This is a genomic window from Streptomyces yerevanensis (genome assembly GCF_000716805.1).
Taxonomy (GTDB): domain Bacteria; phylum Actinomycetota; class Actinomycetes; order Streptomycetales; family Streptomycetaceae; genus Streptomyces; species Streptomyces flaveus.
The window spans coordinates 24,840-42,436 of record NZ_JNWJ01000062.1 but is presented as its reverse complement, the minus strand read 5'-3'; the positions used below and the strand labels follow the sequence as shown (position 1 = coordinate 42,436).

Annotated in this window: 12 protein-coding genes; 3 read left to right on the top strand and 9 right to left on the bottom strand. The window is 69.6% G+C overall.

The genetic code is table 11. The features are described 5' to 3' along the window. Positions 1–567 precede the first annotated feature (567 nt). On the bottom strand, positions 568–1,104 hold the full coding sequence (locus tag OP79_RS40135; RefSeq protein ID WP_033327778.1) for a hypothetical protein: 537 nt from the start codon (positions 1,102–1,104) through the stop codon (positions 568–570). 121 nt (positions 1,105–1,225) lie between these two features. Between OP79_RS40135 and OP79_RS40130 the strand changes: the two genes are divergently transcribed. After that, positions 1,226–1,681, top strand: a complete 456-nt coding sequence (locus tag OP79_RS40130) for a MarR family winged helix-turn-helix transcriptional regulator (RefSeq protein WP_033327776.1) — start codon at positions 1,226–1,228, stop codon at positions 1,679–1,681. A gap of 107 nt (positions 1,682–1,788) precedes the next feature. Here the strand turns inward: OP79_RS40130 and OP79_RS40125 are convergent, their stop codons facing one another. Beyond that, entirely contained in the window at positions 1,789–4,380 is a 2,592-nt protein-coding gene (locus OP79_RS40125) for an FG-GAP-like repeat-containing protein (protein ID WP_245685614.1), read from the bottom strand. Positions 4,381–4,638: 258 nt separating this feature from the next. After that, positions 4,639–6,084 carry an alginate lyase family protein gene (locus OP79_RS40120; protein WP_033327799.1) on the bottom strand — a complete coding sequence of 482 codons (1,446 nt, stop codon included), beginning with the start codon at positions 6,082–6,084 and terminating at the stop codon, positions 4,639–4,641. A 360-nt stretch (positions 6,085–6,444) separates the two neighbouring features. Between OP79_RS40120 and OP79_RS40115 the strand changes: the two genes are divergently transcribed. Both OP79_RS40115 and OP79_RS40110 read left to right on the top strand, forming a co-directional pair. Continuing rightward, complete coding sequence (locus tag OP79_RS40115; RefSeq protein ID WP_245685616.1) at positions 6,445–7,911, top strand: family 43 glycosylhydrolase; 1,467 nt, start codon at positions 6,445–6,447, stop codon at positions 7,909–7,911. A gap of 100 nt (positions 7,912–8,011) precedes the next feature. Continuing rightward, on the top strand, positions 8,012–9,424 hold the full coding sequence (locus tag OP79_RS40110; RefSeq protein WP_033327795.1) for a family 43 glycosylhydrolase: 1,413 nt from the start codon (positions 8,012–8,014) through the stop codon (positions 9,422–9,424). Between the two features lie 211 nt (positions 9,425–9,635). On the opposite strand, the gene OP79_RS40105 is transcribed toward OP79_RS40110, so the two are convergent. The 6 genes from OP79_RS40105 to OP79_RS40080 all read right to left on the bottom strand — a co-directional run bounded on the left by OP79_RS40105 (position 9,636) and on the right by OP79_RS40080 (position 17,587). Then, complete coding sequence (locus OP79_RS40105) at positions 9,636–10,529, bottom strand: LLM class F420-dependent oxidoreductase (RefSeq protein WP_033327774.1); 894 nt, start codon at positions 10,527–10,529, stop codon at positions 9,636–9,638. A gap of 100 nt (positions 10,530–10,629) precedes the next feature. After that, entirely contained in the window at positions 10,630–12,333 is a 1,704-nt protein-coding gene (locus tag OP79_RS40100; RefSeq protein WP_033327773.1) for an acyltransferase, read from the bottom strand. Positions 12,334–12,360: 27 nt separating this feature from the next. Continuing rightward, positions 12,361–13,722: an esterase-like activity of phytase family protein gene (locus OP79_RS40095; RefSeq protein ID WP_051745362.1), complete on the bottom strand. Its 1,362-nt coding sequence runs from the start codon at positions 13,720–13,722 to the stop codon at positions 12,361–12,363. A gap of 213 nt (positions 13,723–13,935) precedes the next feature. Beyond that, complete coding sequence (locus tag OP79_RS40090; protein ID WP_033327771.1) at positions 13,936–14,871, bottom strand: ABC transporter permease; 936 nt, start codon at positions 14,869–14,871, stop codon at positions 13,936–13,938. Next, positions 14,868–15,989, bottom strand: a complete 1,122-nt coding sequence (locus tag OP79_RS40085; RefSeq protein WP_033327769.1) for an ABC transporter permease — start codon at positions 15,987–15,989, stop codon at positions 14,868–14,870. Before OP79_RS40085 ends, OP79_RS40090 begins: the two co-directional genes overlap by 4 nt. Continuing rightward, a complete protein-coding gene (locus tag OP79_RS40080) occupies positions 15,986–17,587 on the bottom strand; it encodes an ABC transporter ATP-binding protein (RefSeq protein ID WP_051745361.1) in 1,602 nt (533 codons plus the stop codon). Before OP79_RS40080 ends, OP79_RS40085 begins: the two co-directional genes overlap by 4 nt. Positions 17,588–17,597 lie beyond the last annotated feature (10 nt).

Below are 17,597 nucleotides of genomic sequence, written 5' to 3'. Positions count from 1 at the left end.
GATCGCGGCCAGCCGGACGGGCGGCAGACCGGCCCCGAAGACCGTGTTGACGTTGCGGTAACCGGCCGCGTGACTGCGGCCGGCCATGCCGGCGCCGATGACCGCGACGGAGAGGGGCTTGGCGGGCGTGACTCTGCGGGAGCGGGGAGGGGACGTTCGGTTCATGGTTCGTGCACCTCACTGTGCGGCTGGGCAGGTGGTGGCAGGGCCGGTGACCTGCGGCTTCTGGAAGGGTGGGCTTCCCGGCGACCTTTACTTAAAGCGCTTTAAGTTCTGGTACTATCGGCTCGTTTCCCAGAGCGTGTCAAGGGCGTTGCATCAGGAGATTGCCGCCGGGGGCGGGAGGGGAGGGTGTCTGTTCCGGGGGTGCCGGAACCGCACGGCGGCGTCTGGTGTCAGCTCGCACGGCGCGTTGGTCAGAGCGCGATCCCTGAGGTGACCCGGCCGGACGGAGTTGGTTCACGCCTAACTCATGTTGACCATAGTCAAGTACGCCATAGTCAAGTGCGCCATAGTCACGCGGGCTCACACCGCTCGTTTGAGCGTCGGACTGTGTCCTGTTGGACCTCAACTCACAGAGGCCTGCGGGTTCTTGGCATCAGCGGGCTGCCCTGGCTGCTTCAGCGCCGTGCGGTACTTCAGCAGCAACAGGACCGTGCGGGACAGCACCTCGCACAGGGCCATGAGGATCAGGGTGGTCGGCCAGGTGTTCTCCGAGTGCAGGTTGAGCTTCTTGCTGAGCCGTCCGATCGCCTCGGCACCGCCGTTGAGGGCGATGATGCCGAAGGCGAGCCGGCTGGACATGCCGGTGATCCACAGCGCCGCGGCCGGGACGGTCGCCCGCGCGACCACCTTCTCGCCATCGTGGTGGACCCGCGTCAACGCACCACAACCGAGTCCGAGTGCGAGACCCGCCGCGGCCAGGCAGAGGGCGAAGACCCAGTCGGAGGTGTACGCCGGGAAGCCGCCCAGGTACTCGAACCCGGCCCACGCCACCAGGGCCACCGGCCACAGCAGGCCGGCCACGGTCAGCTTCTTTCCGCGAATCTGTCGCAGGACCAGTGCGATCAGCCCGAGCGAGATGGCCCAGTCGGTCCAGGTCATGATCCCCCTCCCAAAAGCATCACCTGTGATGCATCTTAGGTGATGCATTGTTGACGGGAGGTGAATCACGAGGTCAATAACCCGCAAAAGCGGCGTCGCCCGCACGTGTACGATCCGTCAGGTGGACGTTCTCCGACTGCACCGGCTGGCCAGACAGCTCCGGGAGATCGCGCTCAAGGCCAGTCAGGACGGAGCTGAGCTGCCGATCTCGGTCGGCGATCTTGCCGTCCTCGAGACCATCGCCCGCAATCCGAACAGCGCCATCAGCGAGATCAGCCGGAGCGTCGGCCTGGCGCAGAGCAGGGTCTCCAAGGTCGTTCACGAACTGACCGAGGCGGGCGTACTCCAGTCCGGCAAGGACCCCAACGACCGACGGCAGACCCGGGTGCGCCTCCACCCCACCGCCCACCGGCAGACCTTCGAGGAGTACGGAAGGCGCCCGGTCGACGCGGCACTGGCAGACGCCTTCCCCCACCTCGACGCGGCGAGCGCGGCCCGAGCCGTGGAACTGCTCGGTGAGCTGTCCGAACTGCTGGACAAGGGGTCCACGTCCGGTACGGAAACGGTGTCCGGCTGAAGAAGCGGTCGCTGCCCGCCGGGGCAACCCGGAGTGGCCAAGATGGGGCCCTCCATAGTGGAGGGCCCCATCCGGTGTCTGCTCGTCGCGTTGTGTGCGGGCGCTGTTTACGGGGTCAGGGTCTGGCCAAGGTATGCGCCCCCAGGAGTGCCCAGGCCGTCGCGGCCGTAGTACACGCCCTTCGTGGTGTCGACGCCGGTGCTGCCCGAGTCCAGTTGCAGGATCGTGCCGTCGTACCCGTTCTCGCCCTCGGCGCCGATCGCGAGGTCGGCGCGGCCCCAGCCGGAGAGGTCCTGGAGTACGACCGAGGAGCCGAGCTTGTCGTTGGGTTCGGTCCAGCCGGTGATGCCGGACGTGTCCTGGGAGAAGGCGAGTGCGCCGGAGCCGGTCAGGCCCGTTGAGGTGCCCTTCAGTAGCAGAGTGGTGCCCGCGTTGGACTGGTTGGCGCCGCTGCGGGTGATGTCCTCGTTCGGGAGTCCGGTGAGGACGTCCGCGTAGCCGTCGAGGTTGTGGTCGCCGACGGAGACGGACCAGCCCATGGCGTCGCCGGACTCGTTGGCGCCCGGGACGCCCGTGGTGTCCTGGTGGACGGTGCGCATGCCGGTGGTGGTGAAGCCGGTGGACGTGCCGGGGACCATGGTGACCTGGCCGCCCGAGACCCCGCCGGACTCGGCGGCGTACGGCTGGCCGATGACGATGTCGTCGTAGCCGTTGCCGTTCACGTCGCCCGCGGCGAGGGAGCGGCCGCCCTTGACGGAGATCGTGCTCACCTTGACCAGACCGGCGGCCGAGCCCTTGAACCAGGTGACGCGGCCGATGCCGGACGTGTCACGGTAGTTGAGCGCCACGTCCGCGTAGCCGTCGCGGTTGAAGTCACCCGTGGCGCTGTCCAGGTAGGCGACGGCCCCGGTCGCGGTGGTCAGCGTGCCGTACTGGGTGGCGCCGCCGGTCAGGTGGACGTTCCAGTTGCCGCCCTTGCCGGTGCCGGCCGCGAAGACGTCGGCCTTGCCGTCGGCGTTGAAGTCTCCGACCGTGACGGCCGAGCCCAGCTTGGCGCCGGCCGCCGTGACGCCCGAAGTAGCGTACGAGGAGCCGGAGTTCAGGCCAGGGCCGTACAGGACCGTGACTGAGCCGCGGTCGGCGTTGCCGGAGGTGTCGTCCTCGCCCGGCGCGCCGATGGCGAGGTCGGCGTGACCGTCGCCGTTGATGTCGCCCCAGGCGGTCGACGCGCCCCAGTTGTCGCCGGACTCGGAGCTGCCGGGCACGCCCGGGCTGGACTGGGTGAGCTTCACCTTGGCGCCGGCGACCGGCCCGTCGGTGCCGCCGGGGATGACGACGACGTTTCCGACGCTGCCCGAGGCCTTCGGTACTCCGGCGACCAGGTCGGTGATGCCGTCGCGGTTGAAGTCGGCGGTCGGAGCAGCGGAGTTCTTGCCGGCGCTTGCCGCGTACCGGCGGATCTCGGCGAGCTTGGGGTAGAGGTTGGCGCCGGGGCAGGCGGTCGCGTTGGTGTCACGGTGGCCGAAGACCCGCGGCAGCGTGATCGACGTGCCCTTCGCAACGAGGTTGCCGTCCTGGCCCTTGGCGGTGCCGGACGTCAGTGTCACCTGGCCGTTCGGGTCGATGCCGTACATGCCGAACTTCCAGGCGACGATCCGGGAGATGGCCTCGAGGCCGGCGCGGCTCGGCTTGGCGGTCTCGTAGTTGCCGATGTACGAGATGCCGACCGTGTTGGTGTTGAAGCCCACGTCGTGGGCGCCGATCACCGGCAGATCCATGCCGCCGCTGCGGCCCTCGAAGATCTGACCGCACTTGTCGACGACGAAGTTGTAGCCGATGTCGTAGTAGCCGCGGGAGAAGTGCTCCTGCTGGATGGTCCGCATCCGGGCGCGGGACTGGCCGCAGGAGATCGTGTTGTCGTTGTTCACGCCCGTGTGGTGGATGACGGCCGCCTTGATCTCGGCGCCGTACGAGGGCGTGCCGTCGTAGTCGGTGGAGGCGCCCCACTCGGCCTGGGTGATGACCGGCGGCTTGACGACCGTGGAGGGGCGGGGGGCCGGGATGGTGTCGGGGGGTGACGGGGGTTCGGTCATGGATTCGGTGGGGGGCGGGGTGTCGCTGGTGGTCGTGACCGGGTCGCCGGGGGTCTGCGTATCGGTCGTCGTGGGCGCGGCGGTGGTGTCCTCGGCGTACGCGGCGGGTTCGGCGCTCACCTCCCCGGTGCCCTTGGGGTCTGTGCCGGGATCGAGCAGCTTGACATCCAGACCGGCCGGAAGGCCGGTGGCGAGCGTGCCGTCCGCGTTCACGACCCGTACCTCGAGGCCGTCCGCGTCGTCCGTCCACACGGAGGCCGTGCCGCCGCGCGTGCCGGCCCGCTCGGCCTCTGCTCCGTCGGCGGAGAACTCCTCGCCCGCGACCTTCTGCCACCCGGACCAGTCACCGCTCTCGGTGGCGCGGTAGCGGACCTCGGGCGTGCCCTTCAGCTTCGCGTGCGGGTTGTCCCAGGTCAGCATGACCGCGCTGTAACGGTCCGTGCCCTGCTTGTCCAGGCCCTTGCGCCCCGCCCCCTTGTCCTTCAGCTTCACGGTGTGCACGGCGGGCTTGCGCGCGGCCCTGGCGTCGTCCGGCTTCGCCGCCGGGTCGGCGATGGCGTACGTGACGACTCCCGCGCCACCCACGAGGACGGCACCGATCGTCAACCATGCTCTTCGCTTCAAACTCAGCGGCGTGTACGCATGGGTCTTGCGTGGACTCAACTGCCCCACCCCTAAAAATGCCTCACAAAAGAACCACCTGTCACTCAGGTGGCGCTTGATCAAGCGTGTCCTGCCTGGGAAACATCACTGCTCGGCAGCGGGAAGTGGCGCAGATCACGCCAGCAGGGCTCTGCCCAGGTCGTATGGCCTGGGCAGAGCCCTCGCGTGTGCGGTTCGGTTTTCAGGGGCTCAGGTGCCCGGTCACTGGGCGTCGCGGTTCGCGCGGGCCCGGCGTCGTAGAAGGAGCAGGCCGCCCGCGACGGCGGTGAGGCCGGTGGCGGCGGTCCAGGCCGGGAGGTCGGAGGAGCCGGTGGCGGCCAGGTCGCCGTTCCTGCCGCCCTGGGGGCTGGACGAGGGGGAGGGGGTGGTGGCGGGCGCGGCGCCGGAGTCGGAGCCTGACGCGGGGGATGGCGACGCCGGCGGGGAGGCCGGGGACTCCGGCTTGGTGGAGCGGTCTCGGGTGAACGCCAGGGTGCCGAAGCCGAGTTGGTCGTAGCCGCCGCTGTTGGGGCCGTAGTCGCCGCCGCCGCCCTCCGGGGCCGACTTCGCCGCGATACGGGTGAGGTAGGAGGCCGACAGGCCCCGACGCTTGGTGTAGTGGTTGGCGATCATGGCCCAGACCGGGCGCGTCATGGCCGGATCCACTGGCGCCTCCTCGCTCACGGTCTCCGTGCCCGACCAGCCGTTGATCGCGCCCTTGTCGCGGGTGTTCGGCGTGAACGGCACGTCCCCGCCCAGGTTCCACTTCGCCACGTACTGGGCGGCCTTGAAGAAGCGGTTGTCGTCGTAGCCGTACAGATCGATGCCCTGGCTCCAGGCCATCTCGCAGAAGGTGCCCATCAGGCCGATGCCCAGCAGGGCGTGGCCCTGGTCGCGGCCCGCCTCCACCCACTCGGCAAGGCCGTCGTCGGGGTGCACGACGGGTATGGCGTTCTTGATGGCGCCCAGGCCCTCGCCGTGCTTGAAGTACTCGACCGCGGTGTCGACCTTGGCCTTGTCGTCGCAGAGGATGCCGATGGCGAGGACGCTGCACATGGCCGTCAGGTCCCAGTTGGTCCAGTAGTTGGAGACGACGGCGCCGTTGTGGTTCTTGAGGAAGTCCTCGCTGAGCGGGGCGAAGACGTCCAGCATCATCTTCTGGAAGCGGGGCAGGTCGAAGTCGGCGTGGTCGCGGACGAGTTCGGCGGCGTTGGCGAACTGGTAGCCGTACAGGCCCGCCGCGAGGAAGCGGTCCGCGGAGCCCTCGACGCCGGTCAGTTTCGCCGACCAGGCGTTGAGAATGGCGACGGCGGTGTCCAAGTGTGCGTCCTCGCCGGTGACATGGCCGCGCAGGGCGTTCTGGTACGCCGCGTGGATGTCGTTGTAGAGGATCGCGTAGTTCTGCGGCGAGCCCACGCCCCGGTAGACCGTGGCCTGCGGGTTGGGCTTCCAGTCGGTCTGCGCGTGGCGGTTTGCGGTGAGCTTGGCGAAGCCCGCCGTGTACGGCGTCGCGCCCGCCTTCACCTTGGCCGCCATGCGGTCGAGGTCGGCTCGGGTGTGCAGCAGTCCGGGGTGCGCGAACGCCGTGCCTGCCGCTGACGCGGAGGCCGTGGGGACGGCGGCGCCGATGGCTGCCGCGCCCGCGGCCGTACCGGCGATCTTCAGCATGCTCCGACGGTTGATCTCTGCTTTCACGGCTTCGGTCCTCAGGGGTGGGGTGCGTGCCGATGCGTACGAGTGCGAAGTTGCGTACGAGTTCGGATAGGAGACGCGTGGTCTCGCGGGCGATAACAAAAAGTCGGCGTCACGCTCCGGAAAACTGATCGAAATCAAACCCGCCGCATCCATTGACGCTCCGTACGCCCCACCTTTACCTTCTGGTCGAAGTTACGCACAGTGTTCGTGATCTCGAACGAGCTGCCGCAGCCGCATCCGCAGTCACGTCCGCCGAGCCCGCTCGACATGCCCAACCTGCCCCACCTGCCGCCCCGGAAGGGATTCACCGTGTTCCGCACACGTCACTGGTTCATGCTCGGGGCGGCGCTACTGGCCCTGTTGGGGTCGCTCGTCACCGCCCAGCCAGGTGCCGCCGCCGAAGGCCGCCCGTACACCAACCCCGTCAAGACGCAGAAGGGCGCCGACCCCTGGCTGGAGTACTACAACGGCAACTACTACCTGGTGACGACCTCGTTCACGAACGAGCTGACCATGCGCAAGTCGCCCACGCTGGCGGGGCTGGCCACGGCCCCCAGCGTCCAGGTGTGGTCGGACACCACGGCCGGCCGCAACTGGAACATCTGGGCGCCGGAGATCCACTTCCTCGACGGCAAGTGGTACCTGTACTACTCGGCCGGGCAGCGCGGAGAAGCCTGCTGCGACTCCCAGCGCACGCACGTGCTGGAGAGCGCCGGCTCCGATCCCATGGGCCCGTACACGTACAAGAACACCCTCACCGGATCCAACCTCAGCCCCGGCGGCTGGCTCATCGACGCCAGTGTGCTCAAGCACGACAACCGGCTGTATCTGATGGGCAGCGGCTTCATCAACGGCAGTACGCAGAGCCTGGTCATCGCGCCGATGAGCAACCCGTACACGCTCAGCAGCTCCACCTTCCGCATCATCTCCAGCCCCACGCTGAGCTGGGAGACCCAGGGCGGTTCGGTCAACGAGGGACCCGAGCCGCTCTACCGCAGTGGCCGGACCTTCGTGAGCTTCTCCGCCAGTTCCTGCCAGACCCCGGAGTACAAGCTCGGCCAGCTCGAACTGACCGGCAGCGACCCGCTCGACCCCGCCTCCTGGACGAAGAAGCAGACGCCGGTCTTCCAGCGCGATGACGCCGCCGGGGTCTACGGGCCCGGCCACAACGGGTTCTTCACCTCGCCGGACGGCACCGAGAACTGGATCGTCTACCACGGCAACGACTCCGCGAACGGCGGCTGCGGCAACGGCCGTACGACGCGGGCGCAGAAGTTCACGTGGAACGCCGACGGCACGCCGAACTTCGGGACCCCGCTTGCGCTCGGCACCACCAGGCCAGGTCCGGCCGGGGAGACGGCGGCCACTCCGACCGCGTACACGCTGGTGAACCGCAACAGCGGCAAGTGCCTGGACGTCGCGGGCGGCAACACCGCGAACGGCACCGACATCTTCCAGTGGACCTGCACGGGCGGCGCCAACCAGAAGTGGCGGATCGAGGACCTCGGCGACGACACCAGCCGCCTGGTGAACGTGGCCACCGGCAAGGTCATGGACACCGCCGAGTGCTCCACCGCCGACGGCGCCAACATCCAGCAGTGGGCCTGGCTGAACAACGCCTGCCAGAAGTTCCGCCTCGTCCACACCGCCACCGGTGACCACGTACGGATCGTGAACGCCAACAGCGGCAAGGTCGCCGACGTGGCGAACTGCGGTACGGCCAACGGCTCCGACGTACGCCAGTGGACCTGGCTCAACAACAACTGCCAGCAGTGGCGCATCCAGCCCACCACCGCCTGACCCCTCCGACTGACTCCCGCCTGACCACCGTCTGACCTTGCCTGATCAGGAGACCCCCATGAGACGCAGAACCTTCCTCGCCGGGGCGGCGGCCACGGCGATGGCCGCCGGGTCGGCCGTACTGGCCACCGCAGGACCCGCCCACGCCGCCGCCCCCGCCTCGCCCTCCGTGACCTTCACCAACCCGATCGCCCTGCAGCGCGCCGACCCCCACATCCACAAACACACCGACGGCTACTACTACTTCACCGCCACCGTGCCCGCGTACGACAAGATCGTGATGCGCCGGTCCACCACCCTCCAGGGCCTTTCGACCGCCTCGGAGACCACCATCTGGACCAAGCACTCGAGCGGTGAGATGGGCGCCCACATCTGGGCCCCGGAGATCCACTTCATCGACGGCAAGTGGTACATCTACTTCGCCGCCGGCTCCACCAGCGACATCTGGAAGATCCGGCCGTACGTCCTGGAGAGCAGCTCCGCCAACCCGCTGACCGGGACGTGGACGGAAAAGGGGCGGATCGCCCTGCCGCTGGACACCTTCTCGCTCGACGCGACGACCTTCGTCGTCGGCGGCAGCCGCTATCTGAGCTGGGCGCAGAACGATCCGGCCGTGGGCAGTGGAACCAACCTCTATCTCGCGAAGCTGTCCAACCCGTGGACCATCTCCGGCACGCCGGTACGCATCTCCACGCCGACGCACGCCTGGGAGACCGTGGGCCACCGCGTCAACGAGGGCCCGGCCGTCATCCAGCGGAACGGCAAGGTCTTCATGGCCTTCTCCGCCGCCGCCACCGACGCCAACTACTGCCTCGGCCTGCTGACCGCCTCCGCCTCGGCCGATCTGCTCAACCCGGCGTCCTGGACGAAGAGTTCGCAGCCGGTCTTCAGGAGCAACGACGCCACCGGTCAGTACGGGCCCGGCCACAACTGCTTCACCGTCTCCGAGGACGGCAAGTCGGACGTGATCGTCTACCACGACCGCAACTACAAGGACATCAGCGGCGATCCGCTCAACGACCCCAACCGGCGCACCCGCTACCAGAAGCTGTACTGGAACGCCGACGGCACGCCCAACTTCGGCATCCCGGTCGCGGACGGCCTGACTCCGGTCCGCTTCTCCTCGTACAACTTCCCGGACCGCTACATCCGCCACTGGGAGTACCGGGCGAAGCTCGAACCGAACGTCACCAATCTCGCCGACTCCCAGTTCCGCGTCGTCGCCGGCCTCGCCGGCAGCGGCACCGTCTCCCTGGAGTCGGCGAACTTCCCCGGCTACTACCTCCGCCACAAGAACTACGAGCTGTGGGTGGAGAAGAACGACGGCTCGACCACCTTCAAGAACGACGCCACCTTCTCGCGGCGCGCGGGCCTCGCCGACACCGTGAGCGGCGTCTCCTTCGAGTCGTACAACTTCCCGGGCCGCTACATCCGGCACTACGAGAATCTGCTGCACATCCAGCCGATCAGTACGGCTCTCGACCGGCAGGACGCGACGTACTACGCGGAGTAGCTCCGCTGGTTGGGCAGTTTGAAGCTGCGGGTTTGTTGTGGCTGGTCGCGCAGTTCCCCGCGCCCCTAAAAAGGAAGGCCTGCGGCCTCCTTTTTAGGGGCGCGAGGCCGCACCGGACTTTAACCAAGGCCCCCACGGGATCCAGCCCCGCCCGGCCGTCCAGTACTCAAGAGCCGGGCGGGGCGAAGCCCGTCGTATGTCGCTCACGTCATCAGGCCAACAGTCCGGCCAGGCGGCGCCATTCGGGGCGGGGGAGGGCCAAGCGGTCCTGGTCGGTGACCAGTTGGAAGGCCACATGGTCGGCGCCCGCGGTGTAAAAGGCGTCGATCCGCTCGCGGATGCGGTCGTCGTCGCCCCAGGCGAAGAGCGTGTCGATGAGGCGGTCGCTGCCGCCGTCCGCGAAGTCGTCCTCGGTGAAGCCGAACCTCAGGAAGCTGTTGGTGTAGTTCGGCAGGGTGAGATACATGGCGAGGCTGTCGCGGGCGAGCGAGCGTGCGCGGTCCGGGTCCGTCTCCAGGACGACCTTCAACTCCGGTGCGAGCAGCGGTACTTCGCCGAGGATCTCGCGGGCGTCCGCGGTGTGCTCGGGAGTGACCAGGTACGGGTGCGAGCCGGCGGCGCGGTCGCGGGACAGCTTCAGCATCTTGGGGCCGAGGGCGGCCAGAATCCGGCGCTCGGCGGGGACTCCGGCCGCGTCCAAGGCGTCCAGATACTCGACCATGGACGAGTAGGGGCGCCGGTACTGGTCCGCCAGCTTGGCGTGACTCACCCCGAGGCCCAGCAGGAACCGGCCGGGGTGGGCCGCGTCCAGCTCGGCGAAACGCGCGGCGGTGTCGGCGGCCTCGTACTGCCAGATGCTCTGGATGCCGGTCGCCACGGTCAGCCGCGAGGTCGCCTCGATGAGAGGTGCAGCGTGCTGCACCGCGCTGTTGCCGCCCAACCAGGCGGCGCCGAAGCCGAGTTCTTCGAGCTCGGCGGCGGCCTCGGCGAGCTCGCCCTGCTGCGCCGGGTCCTCCGAACGCAGTCCGACACTCCAGATGCCGTACCGTCCGACTGCCTCCTTGGGTGAACTGTCGCGAACCCCAGTCGTGACGTCGTCCGTCATCGGCTCCGACTCCTTCCGAACGCTGTGCGCTGTCGTACGAACCTGTCGCAGCAGCCCCAACCAGCGCCTCGTTCGGGATATTCCTTGATCGGGTACGCCGCTACGGTGTCCGGGCGCGGGCCGGCTCCGGGCGGTGAACGCCGCGTGGGCGGTAGCCGAGGGTGTCGGAACGGCCCAGCAGATCGGCGAGGAGCCAGACGATGGCCAGCCACATCTCGGTGCCCTGGAGCCCCGGTTCCGGTCCAGGACCGGCGAAACCGGGACCGAAGCCGAAGCCCCTGCCGTCCTGCCAGCGCGGCAGGGCGGCGGCCAACTGCCCCTCGGCCCAGGTGCGTATCTCGGCCGATCGGTAACCGCCCGCCCCCGTACCCCCGCCGAGCTGCCGGGTGCACAGCCACAGCGGGTGGACGACGTCCAGCACATTGCAGGCGTTCTCCTGCCCCGCCCCGAAGTAGCGGGCGTCGCGGGCGTGGTCCAGGACCGCGTCCACGACCCGCTCCGGATGCGGCACCGGCAGCCCGAACTGGGCGAACGAACCGCGCGTCAGCCGGTAGTAGCCGTTGACCACCTGGAGCTGGCCGGCCTCGGGCGAAGGGCTGCCCCACATCCCGGTCCACGGGTCGGCCCTCGTCAGCAGCCAGCCGAACAGCGCCTCCAGCGCGCCCGGTTCGACGCCGGAACGGTCACCGCCGACGTCTGCGTGCCGCAGGTTCCAATGGGCCGCCGTCGCCCAGGAATCGATCCAGGCCCCGGCACCCCACGCACCGTCCCGCCAGGGCAATTCCTCCAGGCGCGCGACCAGTTGACGCGCGGTCATCTCCCGTACGCCGCGCACCGGATGCGCGAAGGAGGTGCCGAGCAGATCGAGGGCGTAGCCGACGGACAGTACGTGGTACAGGGCGGCTCCTTCACCGATAAAGCCGTCCTCGTCCGCCGTCGGCAGCGGCTCGTCGAACTCCGGTACCAGCCCGGTGTACGGATCCTGGACGCCCCTCAGACGCTCGGCATGCTCCTCGGCGGTCAACTGGCCGGGGGCGGCGCCCAGCAGAAGGTCGGCGACCTCAACGGCGTCGCAGTGCGCCCGTACGGTGGGCGCCGCCCCGGGGCGGTCCACATACCTCTCGCCGTCCCAGCACCGGCCGAGGATGTCGGCCACCTGAGCGCGGGCGGTGTCGGCGAACCGGGCCAGGGGGTCACCGGCATGGGCACGGTCCGTGCGGGACGGCCGCACAACGGTGTCCCGCCGGTCGCGCAGCGGCCGTGCCGGATTCCCGGCGGCCACCGTCCAGTCCGCAAGATCCCTGGTGACCACCGCCCCCGCGCCGATCACACAGTGATCGCCGATGGTCACCCCGTCCACCACGACCACATGCGAACCGATCCACACATCGTCGCCGACAGTGATCCCCCGGCTGGTGAGCGGCTGTTGGAACACCGGCCGATCGGGGGCCATGCCGTGGTTGAAGCCGAGCAGCGAGGTGTGCGCGCCGATCCGCACCCCGTTCCCCAGCGTCACGGTGCCGCGCACCACGCTGAACGGGTTCAGCGTGCAGTCCGCCCCGGTCGTCAACTCCCCGGTGACATAGGCATGCGCGGCGATGTACGAGTCGTCCCCCAGCCACAGCCGGTCTGTGAACACCGCCGCGGAATCGGCGACATAGCATCGCTCGCCGATCCCGCGGTCTCCGCCGATCATCTCCTGCCGCTTGAGCTGCGCGGTGAGCTGCTCCTCGGTCGCCTCGTCGGCGAACAGCCAGGGGCAGTGGTCGAAGTGCCGTGCGGACGGCTGTTGTTGGGAATCCATGGCCGGAACATTACGGAGGAGCCGCTGTCAGAGCAGCCGGGAAGCGGTGGGAAAGGCCCGGGTGTACGCGGTCCAGACCCTGACGTCCCTGCCGTCCGTACGGCCGTTGCCGTCGAGGTCACCGGCGGCACCCGCGGTGGTGAGGGCCGCCAGGTCCTTGCCATTGACGGCGCCGTCGCCGTTGATGTCGGGGGTACGGGTCGCCAGCAGTCCCGGGCGGACGGACAACAGGTGGAACTTGGTGACACTGCCGTTGAAGCCGAAGTTGTCGTCGGCGACGAGGACGAGGGAACGGGAACCGTCGGGCAGGGCCGGCCCCCAGGTGATGCCCTCGACGTTGTCGGCGTCGGTGCCGGAGGTGGTGAAGTCGTACAGCAGCTTCTTCGGCATCGGCTTCTCGGTGCCGGACAGCGCCTCCTTGCCGCTGACGTCGGTGGCGCTGATCGTGCTGGTCCAGTAGAGGCGGATGGCGAAGCCGACACCGGAGGCGAAGGACCGCTCGACGGTGAGGTAGTCGGTCTCGTTGACGGTGAGGATCTCGGTGACTCCCCGGTCCGCTGAGTACGTACTGACCGGTGGCGGCAGCGGGGCGGTGGGCGCATCCGAGATCGGGTCGACCTCGTAGACGTGCTCGGCCTGCGCGGCTCCGGTCTTGCGGTCCGTCACCAGCAACCGGGACGGGCTCTTGACCGTGAGCCCGGCCGCCGGGCCGTCCTGGACGAGGGCGTTCTCCGTGATGGTGACGGCCTTGCTGCCGTCCGGTGAGAGGGTCAGCCCTTCCAGGGCCTGGTTGTTGCGGACGCCCGCGGTGAGCGCGCCGGATGCGGACCTGACCGGTGCGTACGCCTTGGGCAGCGGCAGTTCCCGTACGTACCCGCCGGAGGTGGTCGCCTCCCGGACGAAGGCGGGCTGTCCGGACGAGGAGGCGCCCTCACTGGTCCACAGCAGGCTCTTGCCGCCCGGTGTCCAGCGGATCGCTTCCGGATCGACCGCCTTGGGGGCGAAGGGGTCGCCGGTGGTGTCGTCGAGCACGGTCAGGCCGTCGAGGGCGGGCTTGGCGTCGGCGAAGGCGGCCCCGTCCAGCGGCAGTCGGAGAGTGTAGAAGCGTGCCTTGCCGTTCTCCGAACGGTCGTCGCTGAGGGCGACGTACTCGCCGGATCCCTTGTCGTAGTCGATCCCCGACAGCCCGCCGAACGGCATGTCGAACTCCGTCGTCCCGGCGGGCACGGTGAGGGTGTCGAGAAGTCGCACGGCCTGCGACCTCTCGGCGGTGTCCGCGCCGGTCTCCGCCGCGAAACCGTTCGCGAGGGACAGGCTGCCGAGAAGTCCGGCCACGGTGAGGGCGCCGAGGAGCGCGCGTCCGCGACGCGCTCGGGATCTGTGTCGCATGGATGTCCTTCCGGAGGGAGTGAGGGAGCGGGGGAGTGGAGGTGCGGGGGAGCCGAGGGCGCAGCGGGGTACGCCCCGGCGAGCAGGATTCCGGCGGGGGTGTGGGTGGGTGCGGGCATGGGTGGCAAGCCCCTTCAGGGGCCCAACGGGTAGGCGATGCCGCCGAGTTGAGAGAAAGGCAGTGGAAAGGAAGTGGAAAGGCCGCGGCAGTCGTCAGAGTGAGGCGGCGACCTCCGTGGTCGTGCCGCGCCGCTTTCGCCGCCACGCGTACACCGCGAGCGCCACCAGCGTCATCGCGTACGGAATCGTCGACACCAGCTGCGGTGGCACGTCGAGCGTGCCGAGTTGTACGGCCAGGGCCTCCGCCGCGCCGAAGCCGAGCGCGGCGAGGAAGACGCCCCAGGGCCGCAGGCCGCCGAGGAAGACGGCGGCGAGGGCGATGAAGCCGCGGCCGGCCGTCATGTCCCGTACGAAGAAGGAGACGTAGCCCATGCTCAGGAAGACGCCCGCGAGTCCGGCGAGGGCACCGCTGAGAGCCAGCCCCGCGTACTGGACGCGGCGGACCGGAATCCCGACCGACGCCGCCGCGTCCGGCATCTCGCCGACCGCCTGCAGATGGAAGCCGAAGCGGGTGCGGTAGAAAAGCCAGGCGACGAACGGTGCGGCGAGGAAGGCCAGCCAGGTGATCAGGTTCTGGCCGCTCAGCACATCGCCCACCACGGGGATGCTCTCGATGCCCGGCAGCGTGACCGTCGGCAGGGTGCCGCTCTTCAGGCCGGAGGTGCCGCCCTTGTCGTCGAGGAGGGTGTAGACGGCGTAGGCGGTGGCGCCCGAGGCGAGCAGGTTGATGCCGATGCCCGCGATGATCGCGTCGGCGCCCAGCTCCAGCCGGAGCGCGGCCAGGAGAACCCCCAGCAGCACGGCCACCGCGACCCCGCACACCGCCCCGGCCGCGACCGACCCGCTGTAACCGGCGACCAGGGCGCCCGTGCAGGCGGCGCTCAGCATCTGGCCCTCCAGGGCGATGTTGCTGACGCCGGCACGTTCGGCGACGAGTCCGCCGAAGGCGGCGAGCAGGTACGGGGTGGCGACCCGCAGCACCGCCGCGAGGAAGGCGCTGCTGAGGACGACGTCGACGACGGAACTCATCGGACGCCCACCTGCCTCCGCGCGATCCGGCGCTTGAGGAGGTCCGGCAGCGCCTGGGCGGTCACCAGCAGCACGATGACCGCCTGGATCACGACCACGATCTCCGTACCGACGTCCGTCTGCTGTTCCATGATGTCGCCCCCGGCGCGCAAGTAGGAGTAGAAGAGGCCGGCGACCACGACGACCAGCGGGTTGTTGCGGGCCAGCAGGGCCACCACGATCCCTTCGAAGGCGAGGCTTCCGGCCAGGCCCGGTTCCAGGCGCCCGTACACGCCCTGGACGAGGTGCGCTCCGGCGAGGCCGGCGACCGCGCCGCCGATGACGAAGCTCCATTCGATGACGCGGGGCACCTTGATGCCTCCGTACGCCGCGAAGTCGGGGTTGGAGCCTGTCATCCGGATGCGGTAGCCGAGCGGGGTACGGGTGATGAGCAGCCACAGCGCGACGGCGGTGACCAGCATCAGCCCCAGACCGACGTTGGCCCGGCCCATCGGGATGCCGAACCATTCGCTCAGCGGTGTGAGCGCGGAGTCCTGCTGGATGGGCTTGGAGTGCACGGCGCTGCTGCCCGGCTCCTTCAGCGGGCCGTTGACCAGGTAGTCGTAGACGCGTACGGCGATGGCGTTGAGCATCAGCGTGGCCACGATCTCGTTGGCGCCGAGGCGAGCTTTCATCGATCCCGGCACCAGGCCCATTCCGGCGCCCGCCATGGCCGCCGCCACCATGGGGACGATCACGGCGGCGACCGCGGGCAGCGGCAGGAAGATCGCGACGGCGGCGGCCGCCAGCGCCCCCGCGTAGAGCTGGCTCTCGGCGCCGAGGCTGATCTGCCGGGCGCGGAAGGGGATGGCCACCGACAGCCCGAGCAGGGTGAGCGTGGTGGCGTCCTCCAGCCAGCGGCCGACACGGAAGGAGCGGTCCAGCGGGCCGGTGAGCATCACTTCGTACGCCCGTACCGGGTCGTTGCCGGTGGCGAGCATGACGAGGAAGCCGATGGCCAGGGCGGCCAGGATCGTGGCGAGGGCCATGCTGAGGTCGACCGCGAGGTCACGGCGCCGGGTCGTGCGGTACTGGCGTCGGTCCTCGGCCTCGATCGCGGTCATGGGGGTGGTGGTCATGCGGTGGGTGCCTCCCCGGTACCGGTCCCGGTCAGGCCGAGGCCCGTCGTGAGGTGGGCGCGGTCGTGTTCCTCGACGCCGAGCATGTAGAGGCCGACGCGCTTCTCCGTGAGGCCGGTGGTGTCGTCGAACCGGCCGACCAGGCGGCCGTCCCTGAGGACGAGCAACCGGTCGGAGAGGGCGAGCAGTTCGGTGAGGTCGGCGGAGAACAGCAGGACGGCGGCGCCCGCGTCGCGCGCGGCGATCAGCTGCTCGTACATGAACCGCATCGCGCCGACGTCCACCCCGCGGGTGACCTGAGAGGCGATCAACAGCCGTGGCCCCGCGGAGAGTTCGCGGGCGACGATCACCTTCTGCATATTGCCGCCGGACAGGGCGCGCACCGGGACCGACGGGTCGGGGGTGCGGATCGCGTACTCCTCGATCAACCGTTCCGCGTGAGCGCGTACGGCGTTCGGGTGCAGGATGCCGCGGCGGGCGAGGGGCGGGCGGTCGTGCCGGTCGACGACGAGGTTGTCGGCGATCGACTCGTCGAGGGCGGCTCCGTTGTGCAGCCGGTCCTCCGGTACGTAGCCGATGCCGGCCCTGCGGTGCCCGGCCACGTCGAGCCCGGCCGTGTCGGTGCCGCCGACGTGGACCGTGCCCTCGGTGGGGCGGCGCAACCCGGCGAGGATCTCGGCGAGTTCGCTCTGGCCGTTGCCCTCGATACCGGCCACGCCGACGATCTCCCCGGCGGCCACGTCGAAGTCCAGGCCGTGCAGGGACTGGCCGACCGGTGTCTCGTACCCGAGATTCCGTACCCGGAGGGTGACTTGCGCCGTACGGGCGGGAGAGCGGTCCACGTCCAGGGACAGGTCGCGGCCGACCATCATGGAGGCGAGGGACCGCTCGGTGGCGTCGGCGGTGGCGACCGTCCCCACCAGGGAGCCGGCGCGCATCACGCTGACCTGGTCGCTGATCTCCCGTACCTCGCGCAGCTTGTGCGAGATGAACAGCACGGTCATCCCGCCGTCGCGCAGCCGTCGCACCGCCGCGAACAGGTCCTCGGTCTCCTGCGGGGTGAGCACGGCGGTCGGCTCGTCCAGGATCAGCACCTTCGCCTGCCGGTGGAGCGCCTTGAGGATCTCGGCGCGCTGCCGCATCCCGACCGACACCTCGTCGACGCGCGCCCCGGGGTCGACGGAGAGCCCCGCCTCCGCCGCGAGCCGGGCGGTCGTCTCCACGGCCGCCTTCGGGTCGACCAGACCGCGACGGCCCGGTTCGACGCCGAGGACGACGTTCTGGGCGACGGTGAAGGAGGGCACCAGCATGAGGTTCTGGTGCACCATGCCCACGCCCAGGGCGATCGCCGAGGCCGGGCCGCGCAAGGTCCGGGGCCGTCCGCCGATCAGGATCTCGCCCGAGGAGGGCTGCTCGAGACCGTAGAACAGCTTCATCAGTGTCGACTTGCCCGCGCCGTTCTCACCCACGACCGCCCGGATCTCGCCCGGTGGGACCTCCAGGTCCACGCCGCGCACCGCGCGCACCCCGTTGGCGTAGGTCTTGGTGACCGCACGGGCGGCGACGGCCGGACCGTCCTTGCCCCATGGCTCGTTCATCGTGAAGGCC

What these genes read in the sequence shown, in the direction of transcription:
- OP79_RS40135 (WP_033327778.1), bottom strand. Translation starts at nt 1,104, where the DNA reads ATGACCTGGACCGACTGGGCCATCTCGCTCGGGCTGATCGCACTGGTC.
- OP79_RS40120 (WP_033327799.1), bottom strand. Translation starts at nt 6,084, where the DNA reads ATGCTGAAGATCGCCGGTACGGCCGCGGGCGCGGCAGCCATCGGCGCC.
- OP79_RS40115 (WP_245685616.1), top strand. Translation starts at nt 6,445, where the DNA reads ATGCTCGGGGCGGCGCTACTGGCCCTGTTGGGGTCGCTCGTCACCGCC.
- OP79_RS40110 (WP_033327795.1), top strand. Translation starts at nt 8,012, where the DNA reads ATGGCCGCCGGGTCGGCCGTACTGGCCACCGCAGGACCCGCCCACGCC.
- OP79_RS40105 (WP_033327774.1), bottom strand. Translation starts at nt 10,529, where the DNA reads ATGACGGACGACGTCACGACTGGGGTTCGCGACAGTTCACCCAAGGAG.
- OP79_RS40100 (WP_033327773.1), bottom strand. Translation starts at nt 12,333, where the DNA reads ATGGATTCCCAACAACAGCCGTCCGCACGGCACTTCGACCACTGCCCC.
- OP79_RS40095 (WP_051745362.1), bottom strand. Translation starts at nt 13,722, where the DNA reads ATGCGACACAGATCCCGAGCGCGTCGCGGACGCGCGCTCCTCGGCGCC.
- OP79_RS40090 (WP_033327771.1), bottom strand. Translation starts at nt 14,871, where the DNA reads ATGAGTTCCGTCGTCGACGTCGTCCTCAGCAGCGCCTTCCTCGCGGCG.
- OP79_RS40085 (WP_033327769.1), bottom strand. Translation starts at nt 15,989, where the DNA reads ATGACCACCACCCCCATGACCGCGATCGAGGCCGAGGACCGACGCCAG.
- OP79_RS40080 (WP_051745361.1), bottom strand. Translation starts at nt 17,587, where the DNA reads ATGAACGAGCCATGGGGCAAGGACGGTCCGGCCGTCGCCGCCCGTGCG.